Below are 20,396 nucleotides of genomic sequence, written 5' to 3'. Positions count from 1 at the left end.
GCTTGGGCAGCGGTAGCTGCACGAACGTGGCGCAATCGCTCGATCAAGCAGGCCATGACCAACCTGGCATTCCTAGGAAACAGGATCTCAGCAGTTGCTCCTGCTGTTGCTCCTGCTGCTGTTGCTCCTGCTGCTGTTGCTCCTGCTGCTGTTGCTCCTGCTGCTGTTGCTCCTGCTGTTGCTCCTGCTGTTGCTGCTATTGCTCTCGATATTGCCGTTGCTCCCTTCTCCCGCCTGCGGGAGAAGGTGCCCGAAGGGCGGATGAGGGAATGCTCTCAAACGCCCACAAAAAAGGCCGCCCGAAGGCGGCCTCTCCAACGCTCACACGCTCACACGCTTGCGCGCGTGGCGACGTGCTTACTTCACCAGCGCAGCGATCGCCGCACCCAGATCGCCCGGCGAACGGACGGTCTTGACGCCGGCCGCTTCCATCGCCGCGAACTTGCCTTCGGCAGTGCCCTTGCCGCCCGATGCGATCGCACCGGCGTGGCCCATGCGCTTGCCGGCCGGAGCAGAAGCACCGGCGATGAAGCCGACCACCGGCTTCTTGACGTGGTTCTTGATGTACTCGGCACCGGCTTCCTCGGCGTCGCCGCCGATTTCGCCGACCATGATGATGCCTTCGGTCTGCGGGTCTTCGTTGAACAGCTTGAGGCAGTCGACGAAGTTCAGGCCGTTGATCGGGTCGCCACCGATGCCGATGCAGGTGCTCTGGCCCAGGCCCACTTCGGTGGTCTGCTTGACCGCTTCATAGGTCAGGGTGCCCGAACGCGACACGATGCCGATCTTGCCCGGCTTGTGAATGTGGCCCGGCATGATACCGATCTTGCACTCGCCCGGAGTGATCACGCCGGGGCAGTTCGGCCCGATCAGCACGGTGTCCGGATGCGAACGGGTCAGCACGTTCTTGACGCGCAGCATGTCCAGCACCGGGATGCCTTCGGTGATGCAGACGATGACCTTGATGCCGGCCGCAGCCGCTTCCAGGATCGCGTCGGCCGCGTACGGCGGCGGCACGTAGATCACCGACGCATCGGCGCCGGTAGCCTTCACGGCGTCGGCCACGGTGTTGAACACCGGCAGGTCGATATGGGTGGTGCCGCCCTTGCCGGGCGTCACGCCGCCGACGACCTGGGTGCCGTACTCGACCATCTGGGTGGCGTGGAAGGTGCCCTGCTGGCCGGTGAAGCCCTGCACGATCACCTTGGTGTTCTTGTTAATCAAAACGGACATGGATAGTTCCTTCGGTGTCGTGAATCAGGCGGCGTTCTTGACAGCTTCGACGACCTTCTTGGCACCGTCGTTGATGTTGTCGGCCGGGATGATGGCCATGCCGCTGTCGCGCAGCAGCTGCTTGCCTTCTTCCACATTGGTGCCTTCCAGGCGCACCACGACCGGAACCTTGACGCCCACTTCCTTGACCGCGGCGATGATGCCTTCGGCAATCATGTCGCAGCGGACGATGCCGCCGAAGATGTTGACGAAGATGCCTTCGACCTTGTCCGAAGACAGGATCAGCTTGAACGCCTCGATGACGCGCTGCTTGTTCGCACCGCCGCCCACGTCCAGGAAGTTCGCCGGCTCGCCGCCATTGAGCTTGATCACGTCCATGGTGGCCATGGCCAGGCCGGCGCCGTTGACCATGCAGCCAATATTGCCGTCCATGGTGACGTAGTTGATGTCCAGCTCCGAGGCGGTCACTTCGGTCTCGTCTTCCTGCGTCTTGTCGCGCATGGCGACCAGCTGCTTCTGACGGAACGCGGCGTTGTCGTCGCTGTCGAACTTGCCGTCCAGCGCGTACAGGTTGCCGTCGTCCAGGATCGCCAGCGGGTTGATCTCGACCAGCGCCAGGTCCTTTTCGTTGAACAGGCGGTACAGGTTCACCATGATGCTGGCGAACTGGCCGGCCTGCTTGGCATTGAGGCCCAGCTTGAAGCCGAAATCGCGGCCGTGGTAGCCCTGCACGCCTTCGACGAAATCGACGTTGAGCGAGTGGATCAGCTCCGGCGTTTCGGCCGCGACCTGCTCGATCTCCACGCCGCCTTCGGACGAAGCGATGTAGGTGATGGTCTTGGTGCCGCGGTCGACCAGGATCGACAGGTACAGCTCCTTGACGATCTCGCCGGCGGTGGTCACCAGCACCAGGTTGACCGGCAACTCGACGCCGGCGGTCTGGTAGGTCGACATCTTGGTGCCGAGCATCTTGGCCGCTGCGGCCTTCACGTCGTCGGTGGTCTTGCAGAACTTGACGCCGCCAGCCTTGCCGCGGCCGCCCGCGTGGATCTGCGCTTTCACCATCCAGGGGCCCTGGCCCAGAGAATTGGCGACTTCAACCGCTTCGTCCGGGGTCGCCGCGACCTTGCCGGCCGGAACGGGGATGCCGTACTCGGCAAGCAGCTGTTTTGACTGGTATTCGTGGAAATTCATGCGTCACCGTGGGAAAAGGAAACGACCGCTGCGTGCAACGCAGACCGCCGGGGCGGCACGTCTCAGGACGCGAACGGGCCGCCTATTGTGGCCGACCACGCCCTGCGGCGCAAAATTGGCCGGAATTGGTCACCCCATCGCCACGCTTGCGCACCGCCGGACAATGTGCCCACGCACTGTGCATCCCCCGCACCTGCCTATACTCGCGGCTTGTCCCGGCGGGAAATCGGCTTGACATCCATCGCATCGCTCATCGCCCGGGTCCAGTCCGCGCCGCAGCGCGAGCTGTACTTCTTTTCGCTGTACCGGGTGCTGGTGGCGGGCCTGATCGCCGCCCTGGTGTTCAGCCCCTTGTCCGATGCCATTCCCGAACCACGCTACCCGCGCCTGGCGGCGGCAGTGGCGATCGGCTACCTATGCATGGCCATCCCCTTGCTGTTCTGGGGGCGCAGCGAGCGCCGGCTCACCGCCACCGTGCTATGCGCCGTGGTCGCCGACATCCTGGCCGCAACCCTGGCCACGCACGCCCTGCCTGGCGCCAGCGCCGGCATCGCGATGATGCTGTTGTTCAACGTGGCCGCCGCCGCAACCCTGTTGCGGCTGCGCTACGGCATGAGCATCGCGCTACTGGCCAGCGCCGCCATCGTGCTGGAATACCTGTGGACCCTGCTGGAAGGCGGCGGCGCCAATCGGCCGGTGGCGGAGCTGGCGATGTTCGTCACCAGCTACGTCGCGGTGGCCTTCATCTGCGAACAGATCGCCGCGCGCGCGCGGCGCAACCAGGTCCTGGCCGAAGAGCGCGGCGCCCAGGTCGCCAACCTCTACGAGATCAACGAGCTGATCATCCGGCGCATGCGTACCGGCGTGCTGGTGGTGGATGCCCACAACCGCATCTCGCTGGCCAACGAGGCGGCCGTGGCCCTGCTGGGCGATGGCGACCAGCGCAATACGCCGGTGGACCTGTCGCTGGTGGCGCTCACCCCGGAGCTGGCGCGCCGGCTGCAGCGCTGGCGCAGCGGTTGGCGCCAGGAAGAAGTCCCGCTGCAACTGGGCGCGGACCGCCCGGAGGTGCAGCCCCGTTTCGTGCGCCTGCTGGCCGACAGCGACCTGGCGCTCGTGTTCCTGGATGACGCCACGGTGGTGTCGCGCCGCGCCGAATCGTTGACCTTGTCGGCCATGGGCCGCTTCTCGGCCAGCCTGGCGCATGAGATCCGCAACCCGCTGGCGGCGATCAGCTACGCCTCGCAGTTGCTGGAAGAATCGCCGGACATCGGCGATGCCGACCGCCGCCTGCTGCAGATCATCAACCAGCAGTGCCAGCGCACCAACGGCATCGTCGAAAGCGTGCTCGGGCTGGCCCGCCGCGAGCGCGCCAATCCCGAAAACCTGGACCTGGCCGCCTTCGTACGCCGCTTCGTGGTCGAGTATCGGCAGACCCTGTCGATGGAGACCGACATCCTGGAAGCCAGCATCCAGGGCAGCGCCGTGCACGCGCTGGTCGACCCGAAACATCTGCACCAGATCCTCACCGCACTGGTCCACAACGCGCTCAAGTATGGCCGGGTGATGGACGAGCCGGCGCGGGTGAAGCTGCGGGTGGAGCGGCAGGACCGCATGGCCGTCATCGATGTGATCGACCGCGGCCCCGGCATCCCGGACACGGTTGCCGCGCAGCTGTTCCGCCCCTTCTACACCACCTCCGAGCACGGCACCGGGCTCGGCCTGTACATCGCCCAGGAACTCTGCCGCGCCAACCAGGCACAACTGGAGTATGTGTCGGTTCCCGGCGGCGGCGCGTGTTTCCGGATTTCGCTGCAGGGGCCAAACGGCTTGCTTGGCAAGTAGATGCGCGGCCGCTGGCGGGGTCTGGCAGGTGGTCAATCAGATCGACCGCACGCGCCGATCGACCGCAGCAGGTCGCGGTAGCCGACCTCGCAGACGCCGCAGAACACGCAGCTTGCCCATCGCGCAGGGTCCGCACATGCAAGGCTGGCACAGGCGGATGCGTTCCGGCGCGCAGCACCTCGGCATCGCCTTTTTGCCAGCCGCCACCCGCCCTTGCTGCCAGGTGAAACGCCGTATCGATGCACGCGCGCTGTGGGTGAATGGTTGGCCTCCAACCCAGGCGGTAATTGTCGACAGTCATCACGCTGGGCTATCGTGCGCAGCATGAACGAACCCAAAAGCGCCCTGGTTGTCGATGACGAGCGTGATATCCGCGAGTTGCTTGTTCTCACCCTGGGCCGCATGGGCCTGCGCATCAGCACCGCCGCCAACCTGGCCGAAGCGCGCGAGCTGCTGGCCAACAATCCCTACGATCTCTGCCTGACCGACATGCGCCTGCCCGATGGCAACGGCATCGAACTGGTCACCGAGATCGCCAAGCAGTACCCGCAGACACCGGTGGCGATGATCACCGCCTTCGGCAGCATGGACCTGGCAGTGGAAGCCCTGAAGGCGGGCGCCTTCGACTTCGTCAGCAAACCGGTGGACATCGGCGTGCTGCGCGGCCTGGTCAAACACGCGCTGGAATTGAACAACCGCGACCGTCCCGCCCCACCTGCGCCGCCACCGGAGCAGGCCAGCCGCCTGCTCGGCGATTCGACGGCGATGGAAGGCCTGCGCGCCACCATCGGCAAGGTGGCGCGCAGCCAGGCACCTGTCTATATCGTCGGCGAATCGGGCGTGGGCAAGGAGCTGGTCGCGCGTACCATCCACGAACAGGGCGCACGTGCCGCCGGCCCCTTCGTGCCGGTCAACTGCGGCGCGATTCCTGCCGAACTGATGGAAAGCGAGTTCTTCGGCCACAAGAAGGGCAGCTTCACCGGCGCCCATGCCGACAAACCCGGCCTGTTCCAGGCCGCGCATGGCGGCACCTTGTTCCTGGACGAAGTGGCCGAACTGCCGCTGCAGATGCAGGTCAAGCTGCTGCGTGCGATCCAGGAAAAATCGGTGCGCCCGGTCGGCGCCTCCGGCGAAACCCTGGTGGACGTGCGCATCCTGTCGGCCACCCACAAGGATCTGGGCGACCTGGTTTCCGATGGGCGCTTTCGGCACGATCTGTACTACCGCATCAACGTGATCGAACTGCGCGTGCCGCCGCTGCGCGAACGCGGCGGCGACCTGCCGCAGCTGGCCGCCGCCATCATCGCGCGGCTGGCGCATAGCCACGGCCGCCCGATCCCCCTGCTCACGCCCTCCGCACTCGATGCGCTGGACCAGTACGGCTTCCCCGGCAACGTCCGCGAGCTGGAAAACATCCTCGAACGCGCCCTGGCCCTGGCCGAGGACGACCAGATCAGCGCCAGCGACCTGCGCCTGCCCGCCCACGGCGGCCACCGCCTGGCAGCCAGCCCCGGCGCCGCCGCAGTCGAGCCACGCGAAGCCGTGGTCGACATCGACCCTGCCTCGGCCGCCCTACCCTCCTACATCGAACAACTGGAGCGTGCCGCGATCCAGAAAGCGCTGGAGGAAAACCGCTGGAACAAGACCAAGACTGCCGCCCAATTGGGCATCACGTTCCGGGCGCTGCGCTACAAGCTCAAGAAGCTGGGGATGGAGTAGCTGCCGCTTTATGGCGATGTCTGCTTCCAAACGATTCCGCCGCTAGGGCGCGTCATCAATTGAGCAGGATGACCGATGCGATCCAACAGATCGCTTCAAGAAGCTGCAGGCCATCTTGTCGTATCGGGTAGCGATGGCCCGGTATTGCTTGAGTTTGGCAAAGAAGTTCTCGATCAGGTGCCGATCCTTGTACAGCACCCGGACGTAGTCGCGCTGCACCTTACGGGTCGGGTGGGAGGGGATGACGATCTGCGCGCCAAGCCGCTGCATCGGCTCGATGACACGTGCCCGGGCGTCGTAGGCGCGATCGGCGAGCAAGGCACCCACTGACAGGTCCGGCAACAACGCATCTGCCCCTTCCAGATCCGATGCCTGGCCTGCGGTCAGATGAAAGACCACTGGATTACCCAGCGCATCGGTGGAAGGTAAAAATGAAGGAGGAACGGGAGACAAGCATCGCCTATTCTGACAACTGATGACAGGCCCTGGAGCTACAAGGCGAGCAGTTACACCACAATACCTTCGCGTGAATCTCGGGCGCAAAACGCTTTGAGTCTATTGCACATGATACGAACGAGGCGCTGCAGACTGCTCAGCGGGGAGCACTATCGAGCCGTTGATGCAGGCTAGTAAACTCCTGCCCAACCAGCAATACCATCGATCAACCGCTGGCACGCGGGCCACATCGTGTGATTCAGTTGATGTCGGCACAATTCAAGGATTGGAGCTCAAGCGCAACAAGCCCTGAGCTCCTATGAACTACGCCCTGCATTCGTAGTGAATGAAGATGACCTTGGCGAATCAACCATCTTGAGGGCGCTTACAGCAAGCTCCACTCTTGGATCAAGGACAAACTTGGCTCACCTGAGCAGAGCAGGACAAACCTCCACCATTCGCCGAATATTGCCCGCCGCACGATAGCGACACGGTTCCCGGGCCATTTGACGCAACTGACTGACCAGGAGTCAAACTTCCACTGTAGCCTGGGGACTGTATACCGCAGGTGGTACCTGTAACGCTGCCCGACGCCTGAGTGCATTGGATGATGGCTGCAGATTTGACCGGAGCCAAGCCGCGGAACGAACTACCATTACGTGCAGAGCCAAAGATCGTTTGCTCCGGTGAGCAAGTGGTGTCATCAATCCTTGCTGCGCAGTTCAAACCACCGCCACTCGCTGCATAGGACCCAATGCAATTAAGGACGACGTTACCTGGTGCATTGGTACCTATGGATTCACCTACTGACAGAACGCCATTCCAGCCTGGAGCTTGCACCGAGCAAAAGGTGCCTGCCTGTCCACCTCCTGTTGCCTGTGTGCAGGTTATAACCGATAGCGTTGACGCTATCGCACTCCCTTGTGTTGAACCACCATTGCGAGCACTGGCCGTAATGGTTTGAACTGCGGCATTCACCGAACCCAAACAGGCCAATCCGCACACCAGGGCAACGAAACCACAGACTTTCAGCCTAATCATTACGCAACTCCTTCAAGACCACGCGAATCGAAGAAAGCTTAGATCAGAAAAAAATGCTTGCAAAACCAGCTGCGATTGAAAGGATTATCAGAACGCGACTTAGCTATTGTCAATGCAAAAAACTCAGCAAGGAATTATTTGTGATCGCTCACTCACAAACGGCCCTATGACGTAGGCCCGTCAATGTAACATGATGGAATTCAGGACATTTGCAGAGGAACGTGCGGCTGCCCGCATTGCCGGGCGCCCTGCCGATGGCACTGTGATCTCATAACGCGGCATTGACCTAGAATTGTTTCCGGCGCGTCGGTTAAGCAAGCGCAGGAGCTGTGTGCGACGCAATCTGCGCCTAGTCCTTGGACACCCGATTGATCTCGCCCAGGCTGGTCACCCCATGCGCAGCCTTCATCAACGCCGACTGCCGCAAATCGCGGATGCCGATCTTCTGCGCCGCCTCGGCGATCTGCATCGCATTGCCGCCGTCGTCCTTCTCCCGCCTGCGGGAGAAGGTGCCCGAAGGGCGGATGAGGGCGCCTAGTCCTTGGTCACCCGATTGATCTCGGCCAGACTGGTCACCCCATGCGCAGCCTTCATCAACGCCGACTGCCGCAAATCGCGGATGCCGATCTTCTGCGCCGCCTCGGCGATCTGCATTGCGTTGCCGCCCTCAAGCACGATCGCGCCAATTTCGTCGGTCATCGGCATTACCTGATAGATACCGGTACGCCCCTTGTAGCCTTCGGTGCACTCATCGCAACCGACCGCCTCATACAGTTCGATCCCCCTAGCGATCTGCTCAGGCGTAAAACCCTCGGCCAGCAACGCATTATCCGGCAGCGTCGACTTGCGCTTGCAGTGGTTGCACAACCGCCGCGCCAGACGCTGCGCGATGACCAGGGTCACCGACGAAGTGATGTTGTACGGCGCAATGCCCATGTTCATCAAACGCGCGATGGTCTGCGGCGCATCGTTGGTATGCAGCGTCGACAGCACCATGTGACCGGTCTGTGCCGCCTTGATCGCAATCTCGGCCGTCTCCAGGTCGCGGATTTCGCCGACCATGATGATGTCCGGGTCCTGGCGCAGGAACGAACGCAGGGCCGCCGCGAAGGTCATGCCACGCTTGTTGTTCTGCTGCACCTGGTTGACGCCGGGCAAGCGGATTTCAACCGGATCCTCGGCCGTGGAGATATTGCGCGTCTCGTCGTTGAGGATACCCAGCGCCGTGTACAACGACACCGTTTTGCCCGAACCGGTCGGACCGGTCACCAGCACCATCCCGTACGGCTTATGGATCGCCTCCAGGAACAACTTCTGCTGGTCCGCCTCGTAGCCCAGCTTGTCGATGCCCAGCTTGGCCGCACTGCCGTCCAGGATACGCAGCACCACCTTCTCGCCGAACAGGGTCGGCAAGGTGCTGACACGAAAGTCGATCTGCTTGGTCTTGGACAGGTTGAGCTTGATACGCCCGTCCTGCGGCACCCGCTTCTCGGCGATGTCCAACTGCGACATCACCTTCAGGCGCGCCGCGATGCGCTGATTCAGCTTCACCGGCGCCTTGGCCACATTCTTCAGCAACCCGTCGATGCGCAAGCGCACCCGGTATTCGTCTTCATAGGGCTCGAAATGGATGTCGGAGGCTCCCCGCCGGATCGCATCCACCAGCACCTTGTTGACGAACTTCACCACCGGCGTGTCGTCCCCCTTGGCATCGACCCCGGAATCCCCGCCGGCGCCCATGTCCTCGTCCCCGGCCGACACATCCAGATCCCCCACATCCTCGTCGTCGTTACCGAGCGACGCGCCTAGCGAGGCGTTACTGGCGTGCCATTGTTCCAAGGTGCGACGGATCTGGTCCTCATCGACCAGGATCGGCTCGACCACCAGATTCGTATGAAACTTGATGTCATCCAGTGCCCTGGTCTGGGTCGGGTTGCTCACTCCCACGAACAACCGGTTGCCGCGCTTAAACAGCGGCAGTACCTGATGCTTCTGAAGCAATTCTTCACTGACCAGCTTAACCGCGCTCTGGTTGGCGTCGAAGACGGATACATCCATTAGAGGCATGCCGAACTCGACCGCGTTGGCCGCGGCGAGCTGAGACGCAGTCACCAATTTCTTCTCAGAAAACCACTGCGGCAAGGGTGTCTTGGCAATAGCGGCCTGTTCCATTGCAGCACGAGCATTGGTCTCATCGAGTACACCGTCCTGCACAAGGCGACGTGCTATGCCAGTAATGCCCACAAGATTGAAATTCGGCGATGTATTCATAAGCTCTCTCAACCTTGGCTGGCCGGCGTTGTTCTTAATATTAGTCCATACACTCAGGCGACGCCAAACAAGTAGCGCCTCGTATCGGGGTTATCCTTTCGCCAAATTACGTTGTCTAAGAAGAAATGATGGATATTAATAAATACCCAGAAAATGAACAGGAACAATGCCCCGCCATAACCATCAGACTGAACCGGAAAAAGATCACTTAAAGCCTCAGGGATCGCCCAAAATCCGATATAACCAAGCATAAATCCACATAATGCAAAGAACGACAACCGCACCCCAAGCCCCTTACCGCTAAAAATATAAGGCTTTGCGCTCATCCGCAAATCACGCTCTCCATTCAATTTAAATCGCCACACGACCGCAAGATATTGCAACGAGTGAAAGGCGGGAATTATTAATAGCATCACTGGGCTTGTCAAAAGCAACCATAGATAGAGGCTTACCATATAAGCCACCAACCCGCTATAAGGGATCATTCCAGATCGATTCAATACATATTTCCGCAAGAAAAGAAATAAAAGTCCCACACCTCCTGCAATAGTAGCAATAACTAAAGCCTGAAAAAGACCTGAAGGAACAACAAAAGTTATATATTTAATGTTCCAATACGACTGATTCGCAAAAACCTTATTGTACAAAACCCAAGACATCAACCAGACAAGATATCCATTCAGCAAAAGAAACTTTCTTTCTCTCTGACTGAAATAATTTTGTTTTAATGCAGCATCAAGCATCAACATACCGAAACCTTGCTTAACATAGTGCCACCCCACCAAAAAAAACATTAGATTGGCGGCGTATCCAAGCAAGATAAGGTCATGGAACCACAGGCAATATGCAAAGAAAAAAATTAACCACAGCGGCACCACAACTCCGGCAAATAGATATCTCAGCCGTAGCGCAGTAGAAAAATGACGCCCGAATGCACGCCCTCCAAAATTCTGGTAAAAAATTTGATACGAGTGCGCAAAATGCGGGTGATTAATCACATTTGCAATCAACAACATCGCAGTGGCGACCCTCTCCATGCCCCAGCTAGGCTGCCAGAACAGAGACATCCCCAATAACACAACTGCAGAGCCTCCACCTAGAAGAATGAGGTCCAATAGTGGGCCATATAGATATCGGCCTTTCAAGGCGGAATGCCTTCCCAACTGCTTCAACTCATCTGAGGTTACGACCATCTTGTTAAGACCCAAATAATCCCTGGAATGATTCGATACCTGGTTTTTTCCATATAAAGTAGATAACTTTCATCGTCACACAGAAATTTTTCCTCCTCCAAAATGCGAAGAGCTTGAAAGAACCAAAGCGCAGAAAATAGACCCAAATTTCTCCATTCAAAACTACCCAGCAAAAACCCAAGGTGGGCAACCGCGTAACCTAAATAAATGGGGTGCCTCACGACACGGTATGCCCCGCGGGTAACAATACCTCGATTTGCCGGAAGTAGCCCGAAAGATCTACCCAACGAGATCTTTGCATATATCTGCCAAATGATACCAGCAACCTGAAGAGAAGCGCTTATCCAGACCGGGACAAGCACATAACCCGAGCCAAGCACTACGAAAAAGAAGAAAAATGTTGCAACTATAGTACTGACAACAGCAACAGGCTTAAAAGACTTCTTATCCCATACCTGACGCGCGGTTAGATAAATTGCAAACGTGATCAATTCACCTACAAGCACCAGGGCTAGCGTTAGCGTAGGCGCGTGCATCCACTCTTTTGCACCACGATAAAAAAACGTTGATAAAGCTAAAAGGGTGAAGAGCCTTATCCCCCAAGTACCGACGTAGCGCACGCCCCACCCCTCAAATAAAAGTAAAACGGGGGCGCGTGGCCCCCGTTTTATCAAACTCAAACTTTTACGGTCTATTACGGGCCGGGGGCAGGAGCTGCAGCCACAGCACGACACTCGGCCGGATAGTACTTAGCATTGCTTCCGCTACCAGCGCAAGCCCAAGTGGTGCCGACTGCCGAGTTGCCGGTCGGAACAGTGGGGGTGAAGGTCAGGATGGTGCCCTTGGTCGTTGTCGAATTGCCTGTAACTTGAATAGCGCCAGTAGCCGCAGTGCAAGTCATGGAAGCGGTGTTCTTCGACGTCGAAGGGATGGTTGTATCTACTCCCTGGCAGGCATCTGCCGGAAGAGTGCCTCCATTATTCGCGATATTCTCAGCGACAGTATTTTTTGCAGCACCGGCGATGACAGCTAGTTCGGTGACGCGCGCGCGTATTGTGTAATCTTGGTAGGCCGGAAGTGCAATCGCAGCCAGAATGGCAATGATCGCCACGACGATCATAAGTTCGATCAGAGTAAAACCTTGCTGCTTTTTCATGATAAGTCCCCTAGAGGTAATAGTTCTAAATTCTGGATGTTTGAATGTTAAGTGAGCAGTTCAGTTGCGTGTTCCAAGCGAAGGAAAGCAGGTTCCGTGCCAAGTGTGGCTGCACCAACAACACCTTCCCTAGCTCCATGATGTCAGACCACAAAGATGTTAGAAGAACTAATCTTCGCATCTGCGACACCTACCCCAATATGCCGTGCAGCGTCACTTAGGTACAGGATACGTCCATTTACCCCCCCCAGACTCAACTGAGTAGAACTCTATGCCGACTGGCGAGATCAACTGTTACTTGCGCCAACCCTGCACTCTCAAGATTCACATTGCCAAAATTAGGCGCACCTACGGCCTAGCTTGCCTACCAGCGCGAAAAAACGTTATTGTGATATGTTAGGGCCTGGGTATGGCCGATGGGGGAGTTGAACATGTCCGTGGTACGAAGCGTCATTAAGAAACAACCAGTTGACCGTAGCACGCAGTTGCAGCAATTCGTTTGGGAAGGAACGGATAAGCGTGGCGTCAAGATGAAGGGGGAGCAGACAGCCCGTAACATGAATATGCTAAGGGCTGAACTTCGTCGTCAGGGCATATCTCCTAATGTTGTCAAGCCAAAACCCAAACCGCTGTTTGGAGCTGCAGGGAAGAAAATAAGCGCTAAAGACATTGCGTTCTTTAGCCGCCAAATGGCCACGATGATGAAGTCAGGCGTCCCTATTGTTGGCTCTCTTGAAATCATTGGCGAGGGGCATAAAAATCCCCGAATGAAAAAAATGGTCGGACAGATCCGTTCCGATATTGAAGGCGGGTCTTCCCTGCATGAGGCAATTAGCAGGCATCCCGTTCAATTTGATGAACTATATCGAAACTTGGTGAGAGCTGGTGAAGGCGCAGGTGTTCTAGAAACAGTCTTAGACACAATAGCAAATTATAAAGAGAATATCGAAGCACTAAAGGGGAAAATCAAGAAAGCGCTGTTTTATCCAGCAATGGTGGTTGCGGTAGCCATCATTGTTAGCGCTATTCTATTGATATTTGTGGTGCCGCAATTTGAAGACGTGTTCAAAGGATTTGGCGCAGAACTCCCAGCTTTTACACAAATGATCGTCGCCGCCTCTCGATTCATGGTCAGCTATTGGTGGCTTTTGCTGATAGTGGTAGCAGGCACACTAGCCGGCTTCATCTTCGCATACAAACGCTCCCCAAGAATGCAGCATGGCATGGATCGTTTAATTTTAAAATTTCCTGTCATTGGTCAGATCATGCATAACAGTTCAATCGCAAGATTTGCGCGAACTACAGCGGTAACATTCAAAGCCGGCGTTCCGCTTGTGGAAGCCCTTGGCATTGTAGCCGGGGCTACAGGCAACAAAGTTTATGAAGAGGCCGTTTTGAAAATGCGTGATGATGTTTCAGTGGGTTACCCAGTTAATATGTCAATGAAGCAAGTAAATCTCTTCCCGCACATGGTTATTCAGATGACAGCAATCGGCGAAGAAGCTGGCGCACTGGATGCAATGCTGTTCAAGGTTGCTGAGTACTTCGAGCAGGAAGTAAACAATGCGGTAGACGCATTGAGCAGTTTGCTTGAACCTATGATCATGGTATTTATTGGTACCATCGTCGGCGGCATGGTCATCGGCATGTATCTTCCGATCTTCAAACTCGGCGCAGTGGTTGGATAAGACGTAATGGCATTCCTCGACCAGCATCCCGGCCTCGGCTTTCCCGCCGCGGCCGGACTGGGACTGCTGATCGGCAGCTTCCTGAACGTGGTGATCCTGCGCTTGCCCAAGCGCATGGAGTGGCAGTGGCGGCGCGATGCGCGCGAGATCCTGGAGCTGCCGGACATCTACGAGCCGCCACCGCCAGGCATCGTGGTGGAGCCCTCGCACGACCCGGTGACAGGCGACAAGCTCAAGTGGTGGGAGAACATCCCGGTTCTGAGTTGGGTGATGCTGCGCGGCAAGTCGCGCTACAGCGGCCAGCCGATTTCCATCCAGTACCCATTGGTGGAGCTGCTCACGGCCTTCCTGTGCGTGGCCAGCGTCTGGCGGTTCGGCTTCGGTTGGCAGGGTTTCGGCGCGATCGTGCTGAGCTGCTTTCTGGTGGCGATGTCGGGCATCGATCTGCGCCACAAGCTGTTGCCGGACCAGTTAACCTTGCCGCTGATGTGGCTCGGGCTGGTCGGCTCGATGGACAACCTCTACATGCCGGCCAAGCCCGCCCTGCTCGGCGCGGCGGTGGGCTATGTCTCGCTATGGACGGTGTGGTGGCTGTTCAAGCAGCTCACCGGCAAGGAAGGCATGGGCCACGGCGACTTCAAGCTACTGGCCGCGCTCGGCGCCTGGTGCGGGCTGAAAGGCATCCTGCCCATCATCCTGATCTCATCGCTGGTCGGCGCCATCCTCGGCTCGATCTGGCTGGTCGCCAAGGGCCGCGACCGCGCCACCCCGATCCCGTTCGGCCCCTACCTCGCCATCGCCGGCTGGGTGGTGTTCTTCTGGGGCAACGATCTGGTGGACGGCTACCTGCACTTCGCAGGCCTGCGTTGACCGGGGCAAGACGATGAGCGACTTCATCGTCGGTCTCACTGGCGGCATTGCTTCCGGCAAGAGCGCCCTCGCCGCCGAGTTCGAGAAACTGAGTGTGCCGGTCATCGATGCCGATGTCGTTGCGCGGCAGGTGGTGGCGCCAGGTCCCATTCTCGATGCCATCACCGAGCGATTCGGCCAAGGGATCCTGTTACCGGATGGGACATTGGACCGCCAGGCGCTACGCAAGATCGTCTTCGCCGACGCAACGCAACGGCGGGCGCTCGAAGCGATCACCCATCCTGCAATTCGGGCCGAGTTGCAACGTGCGGCACTGGCGGCCGATAGCCTCTACGCCATCGTCGCGATCCCACTGCTCGCCGAGGCCGGCGGGCGGGCGACGTATCCTTGGCTGGACCGGATCCTGGCTGTCGATGTCCCGGTTGCGGTGCAGCACGCGCGACTGATTCAGCGTGACGGCAGTACACCAGCATTGGCCGATCAAATGATTGCCGCACAAGCCTCGCGCGAACAGCGCTTGGCCATTGCCGATGATGTCGTGAGCAACGAGGGTCATGCAGAACACCTGGCGGAAGCGTCCACCAAGCTGGATGCGGACTATCGCGTACGCGCGTTGGCCAAGCGGGGCACGGCAGCCACCTTCCAGCATTCCTGAACTGCTAAAACGCTATAACCCGCTTACCATACCAGCGAGCGGAATCAGATTCCGGCTGCCAGGCAAAGAGCAAGAACGGCATGCAGCACTTCCGACCAACGGCTGGATTAAAGGGTCTGCATACTCGATTGAGAGCAATTCTTTTTCGGTATGCTTTGCCCACACATGCACCGCTACCGCGGCTTGACAAAGAACACACGACACGGAGAGTTGAGGCGATGAAGAATCTTGAGCGTTGGATGCCCGGAAAAAGTCCTCGCGGCACTTTGTTTGGACTTCTGCTTGGGCTCGTTGCGATGCTTTGTTATGCAATCCCAATCCACAAGGCCTACGCTGTTGACTCGGTTCTTTGCAATGCGGGCACCAGACTATGTGACCAAGGGCAAGCATATCTGAACGCATTGCGCGAAGGCGATGAAGCAGTGTGTGGATTCGGGGCAATAAACACGCATAGTGGAAAAGTAAATGACCGGACATTTGATCAGCGCTACGAAGCCGTCGTCGAATGCTATCGCGCATTTGACAACTACACTTGGGTTTCCTATTTAGACAGCAGCTTTTACGCCTCCACCTGCACCGCTCGGCCCTCCATCAACCCCGCAACAGGCAGCACCGGCAAGGTCTGCCAGCAAGGCTGCGAGTACAGCGTCGGCACCAACGGCAGCCAGCCAGTCGCCACGCCCAACGGCGCAGTCTGCTCCTCCCCTCCACCGATCGATCCCGGCAAGAACAACGGCTGCTGCGATGCCACCACCGGGCCGACCACGGCCGGCAACCCCGCTAACGTATTCACCGGGGCAAAACTCGAAACCGCAGTCGATTACCGCGCCCCGATTGGACATCTGGAGTTCGTACGCTATTACAGTAGCGCCGCTGGCTTGCAACCCGTTACCGCACTCGGTTCCACATGGCGGCATAGCTACGCACGTGCGTTGACGGTGGCCGATGCAGAAACCGTGCTCCTGACCCGTCCCAACGGCAATTTCTACACCTTCAAGAAGTCTGCCAGCGGGACCTGGACACCCGACTGGGACGTGCGCGAAGTACTGACCGAACTCCTCGACAACGGCGTGCGGACCGGCTGGCAAGTTACCGCTGCAGACGATACGCAAGAAACCTTTGGCCCCGACGGCAAACTGACCGGCATGGCCTATCCGGATGGCGAGCGCCTGACGCTGACCTATACCGGCGCGCAATTGCAGTCGGTGCGGGACCTGCGCGGCCGGCAGATCGTATTTACCTACCAAGCCGGCAGGATCGCCCAGGTCACGCTACCCGATGGTGCAACCCTCGGTTATGGCTATGACACCCAAGGACGCTTGAGTTCGGTGGCCTTGCAGGCGGCAGGGGCATCGGCCTCCTCGATGGTGGCCAGCTATGGATATGGCGATTCACGCTTTCCGGATGCGCTGACGACACATCGCGATGCACAAGGCCAGGTCTATGCGTCATGGAGTTACGATGCGCAAAAACGCGTGACCCGCAGCGTGCATGGCAATCCGGCCGGCGCGATCGACCAATTCACGATTGCCTATGCAGGTACCGCTTCTACCGTCACAACGCCAACAGGAAACACCATTACGCGCACTGGCCTGTCCAAGCTCGGCCAGGCCAAGGTGGCAGCTGTCCAAGGGCTGTGCCCGGAATGCACAGGTGCGTCGTTCCAGTCCCGCAGCTATGACGGCAATGGCTATCCCGATCTGGAGGTCGATTTTGCCGGCGTCTCCACCGACTGGAACTACAACCATCGCGGCCTCCTGACCAGCAAGATCGATGCAGCCAACGATACCGCCGGCCGCAAGCGCACGGTGCAAACCGACTGGCACGCTAGTTTGCGTCAACCTGTAGACCGCCGCAGCTATGACGCCGCCAATGCGCTGGTGGCCAGGACAACCTGGACCTACAACGCCAGAGGCCAGGCACTGACCATCTCGCAACTCGACCCAGCTGGAAGTCTCTCCCGGGTCGTCACGCAACGTTATTGCGAAGAAGCCGATATCGCCACCGGCACCTGTCCGCTGATGGGCGTACTGCTCTCCAGCGATGGCCCGCGCATCGATATTGCCGACAGAACGAGCTACAGCTACTACCTCAGCGATGATGCGAGCTGCGCCGCAGCACCTACGACCTGTGCGCATCGCAAAGGCGACTTGTGGAAAGTCACCAACACCCTAGGCCGCGTCACCGAATACCTCGCCTACGACGGCGCCGGCCGCCCGCTGTCCATCAAGGACGCCAACGGCGTCGTCACCGACTACACCTACCACCCGCGTGGTTGGCTGACCGGCACCAAGGTGCGGGGCACCGATGCGTCCAGCGAGGCCGATGACCGCATCACCCGCATCGATTATTGGCCCACCGGTCTGGTTAAGCAGGTCACCCAGCCTGATGGCGGATTCACTGCCTTCACCTACGATGCGGCGCATCGGCTGACCGATATCACCGATAACGCGGGCAATACCGTCCACTACACGTTGGACAACGCCGGCAATCGCGTCAAGGAAGACACCAAGGACGTGGCCGGTAGGCTCAAGCGCACGCTCTCGCGTGTCTATAACCAGCTTGGCCAACTCAAGACCCAAGCTACCGCGGCCAGCGACCCCACCGATTTCGAGTACGACGCCAACGGCAACGCCACCAAGGTGACCGACGCGCTGGCAACCGCCACGCAGAGCGAGTACGACCCGCTCAATCGCCTGTCGCGCACGCTGCAGGATGTCGCCGGTATCAAGGCCGACACCACCTTCGACTATGACGCGCTCGACAACCTGACCAAGGTCACCGACCCCAAGGGCCTGGACACCAAGTACGAGTACAACGGCTTCGGCGATCTGGTGAAGCTCACCAGCCCGGACACCGGCGTCACCAGCTACACCTACGACAGCGCCGGCAACCGCGCCACCCAGACCGATGCGCGCAGCAATACCACTGCTTACGGCTACGACGCGCTCAATCGCCTGACCGAGGTCACCTACCCCACCTCCAGCCTCAACGTCACCTATACCTATGACGTGACGCAAACCGCCTGTGCCAGCGGGGAGACCTTCTCCATCGGCCGGCTGACCCGCATGCAGGACGGTGGCGCCATCACCCAGTACTGCTACAACCGCTTCGGCGACCTGGTGCGCAAGGTGCAGACCAGCAACGGTAAGGCATTGGTGCTGCGCTACGACTACACCGTCGGCGGCCAGCTGCGACGCATGACCTATCCCGACGGCGCGGTGGTCGATTACGTGCGCAACGCACAGGGCCAGGCCACCGAGGTCGGCGTGACCCCGGCTGGCGGTAGCCGTCAGGTGCTGCTGGGCAACGCCAGCTATTACCCGTTCGGTCCGGCCGCCGGCTGGACCTACGGCAATGGCCGCACCCTCGCCCGCCAGCACGATCTGGACTATCGCCCGCAAGCGATCCAGGACACTCGCCCGGGCGGGCTGGAAATAGGCTTCGGTTTCGACCCGGCCGGCAACCTCACCGCACTGAAGCCCGCCGGCAATCCCACGCCGGAGATCGGCCTGGCCTACGACGCCCTGGGCCGCCTGACCGGCCTCAAGGACGGCAGCACCGGCACGCTGATCGACGGATACAGCTACGACGCCACCGGCAACCGCCTCAGCGCCAAGGTCGGCGCGGCAACGCAGAGTTACACCTACCCAACCGACAGCCATCGCCTCAGCGCAGTGGCCGGCGTCGCGCGTACATACGATGCCACCGGCAACACCACCGCCATCGGCGGCAGCGCCCGCCAGTACACCTACGACACCACCGGCCGCATGAGCCAGGCCCGCCGCGCCGGCGCGGTGACCATGAACTATCGCTACAACGGTCGTGGCGAGCAGGTGCGCCGCTTCCTCGGCACCACCAACACCTACACGCTCTACGATGAAGCCGGCCACTGGCTGGGCGACTACGACAGCAACGGCGCGCCCAAACAACAGGCGATCTGGCTGGATGATCTACCGGTGGGCCTGTTGGCCAACGCAAGCAAACTGCACTACATCGAACCCGATCACCTGGGCAGCCCGCGCGTGGTGATCGACCCGACCCGCGATGTGGCGATATGGACGTGGAGCTTGAAGGGCGAAGCCTTCGGCAACACCGCACCGGGTCAGGATCCTGATGGAGATGGTGCGGCGTTGGTGTTGGATATGCGGTTCCCGGGGCAGCGGTTTGATGCGGCCAGCGGATTGAATCAGAACTACTTCCGGGACTATGACCCTACTACCGGGCGATATGGGCAGAGTGATCCTATTGGGTTTCACGGAGGGATCGGCACTTACGTTTATAGCCTCTCAAGTCCATTCCGTTGGTCGGACAAATTTGGCCTGCTTCCGGGTGATTGTTACAGAACAGAAAATTTGGCAGCAGCTCAGGCACTTAAAGACATTCTACCGGTATCGATAAGAGAAGATTTGGAATACGGTGGCTGGGTATATCAAAAACCGAACGGGTACTATAGTTACACGACGCCACGTCGCGGGCTGACATCTTCAGTGAACCCTGGCCCGCGGCCAGATGGAGCAACTGGCGCGTACCATACACACGGAGATGTAACTCCGGGCTATGTGGGAGAAGCGTTCTCAAAGGCTGATACAAGAATACCCTACGGGGATGCGGCCTACTTAGGAACACCCTCGGGCAAATTATTGAGATTTTCCACTTCAGGCTCGCCTTACAGTGATCTCCCTGACGCAATCCCGAGCTCCGGCTGCGGATGCGACAGCAACAACAACAGGCTTTTAGAATTTCTCAACAATGCTTTTGGATGGCAACTATGAAATTCAAATCCTTAATTCTATTTTTATCGTTATTCTTCGTTGACACTTCTGGCGCGAGACCTAATAGCGCAGAAACCATTAAAGCGATTGAAGCAGCAAGCAAAGATTTTCAAACTCGAATAATAGCAATGTATCCACGCAGCGGCGATTACTCATTGCTGCGAGACCTTGACTCTTATTCGATCGGAATTGCCCAAACACCCTCAAAAATAATAATCGTCTTTTTAGTGGATAAGCGCCTAGGGATCATAGGTGGCGGCGGAGAATACACGCTAAACAAAAAAGATGCGGAAATTATAAGCTTTCAGGGGTATGAATAAA

At 58.9% G+C, this 20,396-nt stretch carries 15 protein-coding genes and 1 pseudogene; 8 read left to right on the top strand and 8 right to left on the bottom strand.

Annotated features, from left to right (window positions below):
- Positions 1-94: 94 nt before the first annotated feature.
- The gene (locus tag ACCQ05_RS05515) at positions 95-265 is read left to right on the top strand and encodes a hypothetical protein (protein ID WP_372393162.1); all 171 of its coding nucleotides are present in this window, start codon (positions 95-97) and stop codon (positions 263-265) included.
- Between the two features lie 92 nt (positions 266-357).
- Here ACCQ05_RS05515 and sucD read toward each other — a convergent pair whose 3' ends face one another.
- Positions 358-1,233 (bottom strand): succinate--CoA ligase subunit alpha, encoded by an 876-nt coding sequence (gene sucD, locus ACCQ05_RS05510; RefSeq protein WP_104539103.1) that lies wholly within the window; start codon positions 1,231-1,233, stop codon positions 358-360.
- 24 nt (positions 1,234-1,257) lie between these two features.
- Positions 1,258-2,427 carry an ADP-forming succinate--CoA ligase subunit beta gene (sucC, locus tag ACCQ05_RS05505; protein WP_104539102.1) on the bottom strand — a complete coding sequence of 390 codons (1,170 nt, stop codon included), beginning with the start codon at positions 2,425-2,427 and terminating at the stop codon, positions 1,258-1,260.
- A 231-nt stretch (positions 2,428-2,658) separates the two neighbouring features.
- Between sucC and ACCQ05_RS05500 the strand changes: the two genes are divergently transcribed.
- A complete protein-coding gene (locus tag ACCQ05_RS05500; protein WP_372360354.1) occupies positions 2,659-4,272 on the top strand; it encodes a sensor histidine kinase in 1,614 nt (537 codons plus the stop codon).
- Between the two features lie 324 nt (positions 4,273-4,596).
- Complete coding sequence (locus ACCQ05_RS05495; RefSeq protein ID WP_228962908.1) at positions 4,597-5,991, top strand: sigma-54-dependent transcriptional regulator; 1,395 nt, start codon at positions 4,597-4,599, stop codon at positions 5,989-5,991.
- A 55-nt stretch (positions 5,992-6,046) separates the two neighbouring features.
- Here ACCQ05_RS05495 and ACCQ05_RS05490 read toward each other — a convergent pair.
- From ACCQ05_RS05490 to ACCQ05_RS05465, 6 genes and pseudogenes are all read right to left on the bottom strand, one after another.
- Positions 6,047-6,408, bottom strand: a pseudogene (locus ACCQ05_RS05490) (transposase); the annotation flags it as partial.
- A gap of 1,408 nt (positions 6,409-7,816) precedes the next feature.
- Positions 7,817-7,936, bottom strand: coding sequence for a pilus assembly protein (locus ACCQ05_RS05485; protein WP_372393161.1), 120 nt, complete (start codon positions 7,934-7,936; stop codon positions 7,817-7,819).
- Between the two features lie 65 nt (positions 7,937-8,001).
- The gene (gene pilB / locus ACCQ05_RS05480; protein WP_506191542.1) at positions 8,002-9,738 is read right to left on the bottom strand and encodes a type IV-A pilus assembly ATPase PilB; all 1,737 of its coding nucleotides are present in this window, start codon (positions 9,736-9,738) and stop codon (positions 8,002-8,004) included.
- A 53-nt stretch (positions 9,739-9,791) separates the two neighbouring features.
- Positions 9,792-10,883: a hypothetical protein gene (locus ACCQ05_RS05475; RefSeq protein WP_372393160.1), complete on the bottom strand. Its 1,092-nt coding sequence runs from the start codon at positions 10,881-10,883 to the stop codon at positions 9,792-9,794.
- 38 nt (positions 10,884-10,921) lie between these two features.
- Positions 10,922-11,551, bottom strand: coding sequence for a methyltransferase family protein (locus ACCQ05_RS05470; protein ID WP_372393159.1), 630 nt, complete (start codon positions 11,549-11,551; stop codon positions 10,922-10,924).
- A gap of 74 nt (positions 11,552-11,625) precedes the next feature.
- A complete protein-coding gene (locus ACCQ05_RS05465; protein WP_372393158.1) occupies positions 11,626-12,087 on the bottom strand; it encodes a pilin in 462 nt (153 codons plus the stop codon).
- A gap of 431 nt (positions 12,088-12,518) precedes the next feature.
- Between ACCQ05_RS05465 and ACCQ05_RS05460 the strand changes: the two genes are divergently transcribed.
- The 5 genes from ACCQ05_RS05460 to ACCQ05_RS05440 all read left to right on the top strand — a co-directional run bounded on the left by ACCQ05_RS05460 (position 12,519) and on the right by ACCQ05_RS05440 (position 20,395).
- Complete coding sequence (locus ACCQ05_RS05460) at positions 12,519-13,775, top strand: type II secretion system F family protein (RefSeq protein WP_372393157.1); 1,257 nt, start codon at positions 12,519-12,521, stop codon at positions 13,773-13,775.
- 6 nt (positions 13,776-13,781) lie between these two features.
- Positions 13,782-14,645 (top strand): prepilin peptidase, encoded by an 864-nt coding sequence (locus ACCQ05_RS05455; protein ID WP_338339698.1) that lies wholly within the window; start codon positions 13,782-13,784, stop codon positions 14,643-14,645.
- 13 nt (positions 14,646-14,658) lie between these two features.
- On the top strand, positions 14,659-15,300 hold the full coding sequence (gene coaE / locus ACCQ05_RS05450) for a dephospho-CoA kinase (protein ID WP_228963906.1): 642 nt from the start codon (positions 14,659-14,661) through the stop codon (positions 15,298-15,300).
- A gap of 218 nt (positions 15,301-15,518) precedes the next feature.
- Positions 15,519-20,075, top strand: coding sequence for a DUF4329 domain-containing protein (locus ACCQ05_RS05445; RefSeq protein ID WP_372393156.1), 4,557 nt, complete (start codon positions 15,519-15,521; stop codon positions 20,073-20,075).
- Positions 20,072-20,395, top strand: coding sequence for a hypothetical protein (locus ACCQ05_RS05440; RefSeq protein WP_372393155.1), 324 nt, complete (start codon positions 20,072-20,074; stop codon positions 20,393-20,395). Before ACCQ05_RS05445 ends, ACCQ05_RS05440 begins: the two co-directional genes overlap by 4 nt.
- The last annotated feature ends 1 nt before the right edge of the window (position 20,396 follow it).

The organism is Xanthomonas sp. NCPPB 3582 (assembly GCF_041475735.2).
GTDB classification, from domain to species: Bacteria; Pseudomonadota; Gammaproteobacteria; order Xanthomonadales; family Xanthomonadaceae; genus Xanthomonas; species Xanthomonas codiaei.
This window is presented reverse-complemented; position numbering and strand designations above follow the sequence as displayed.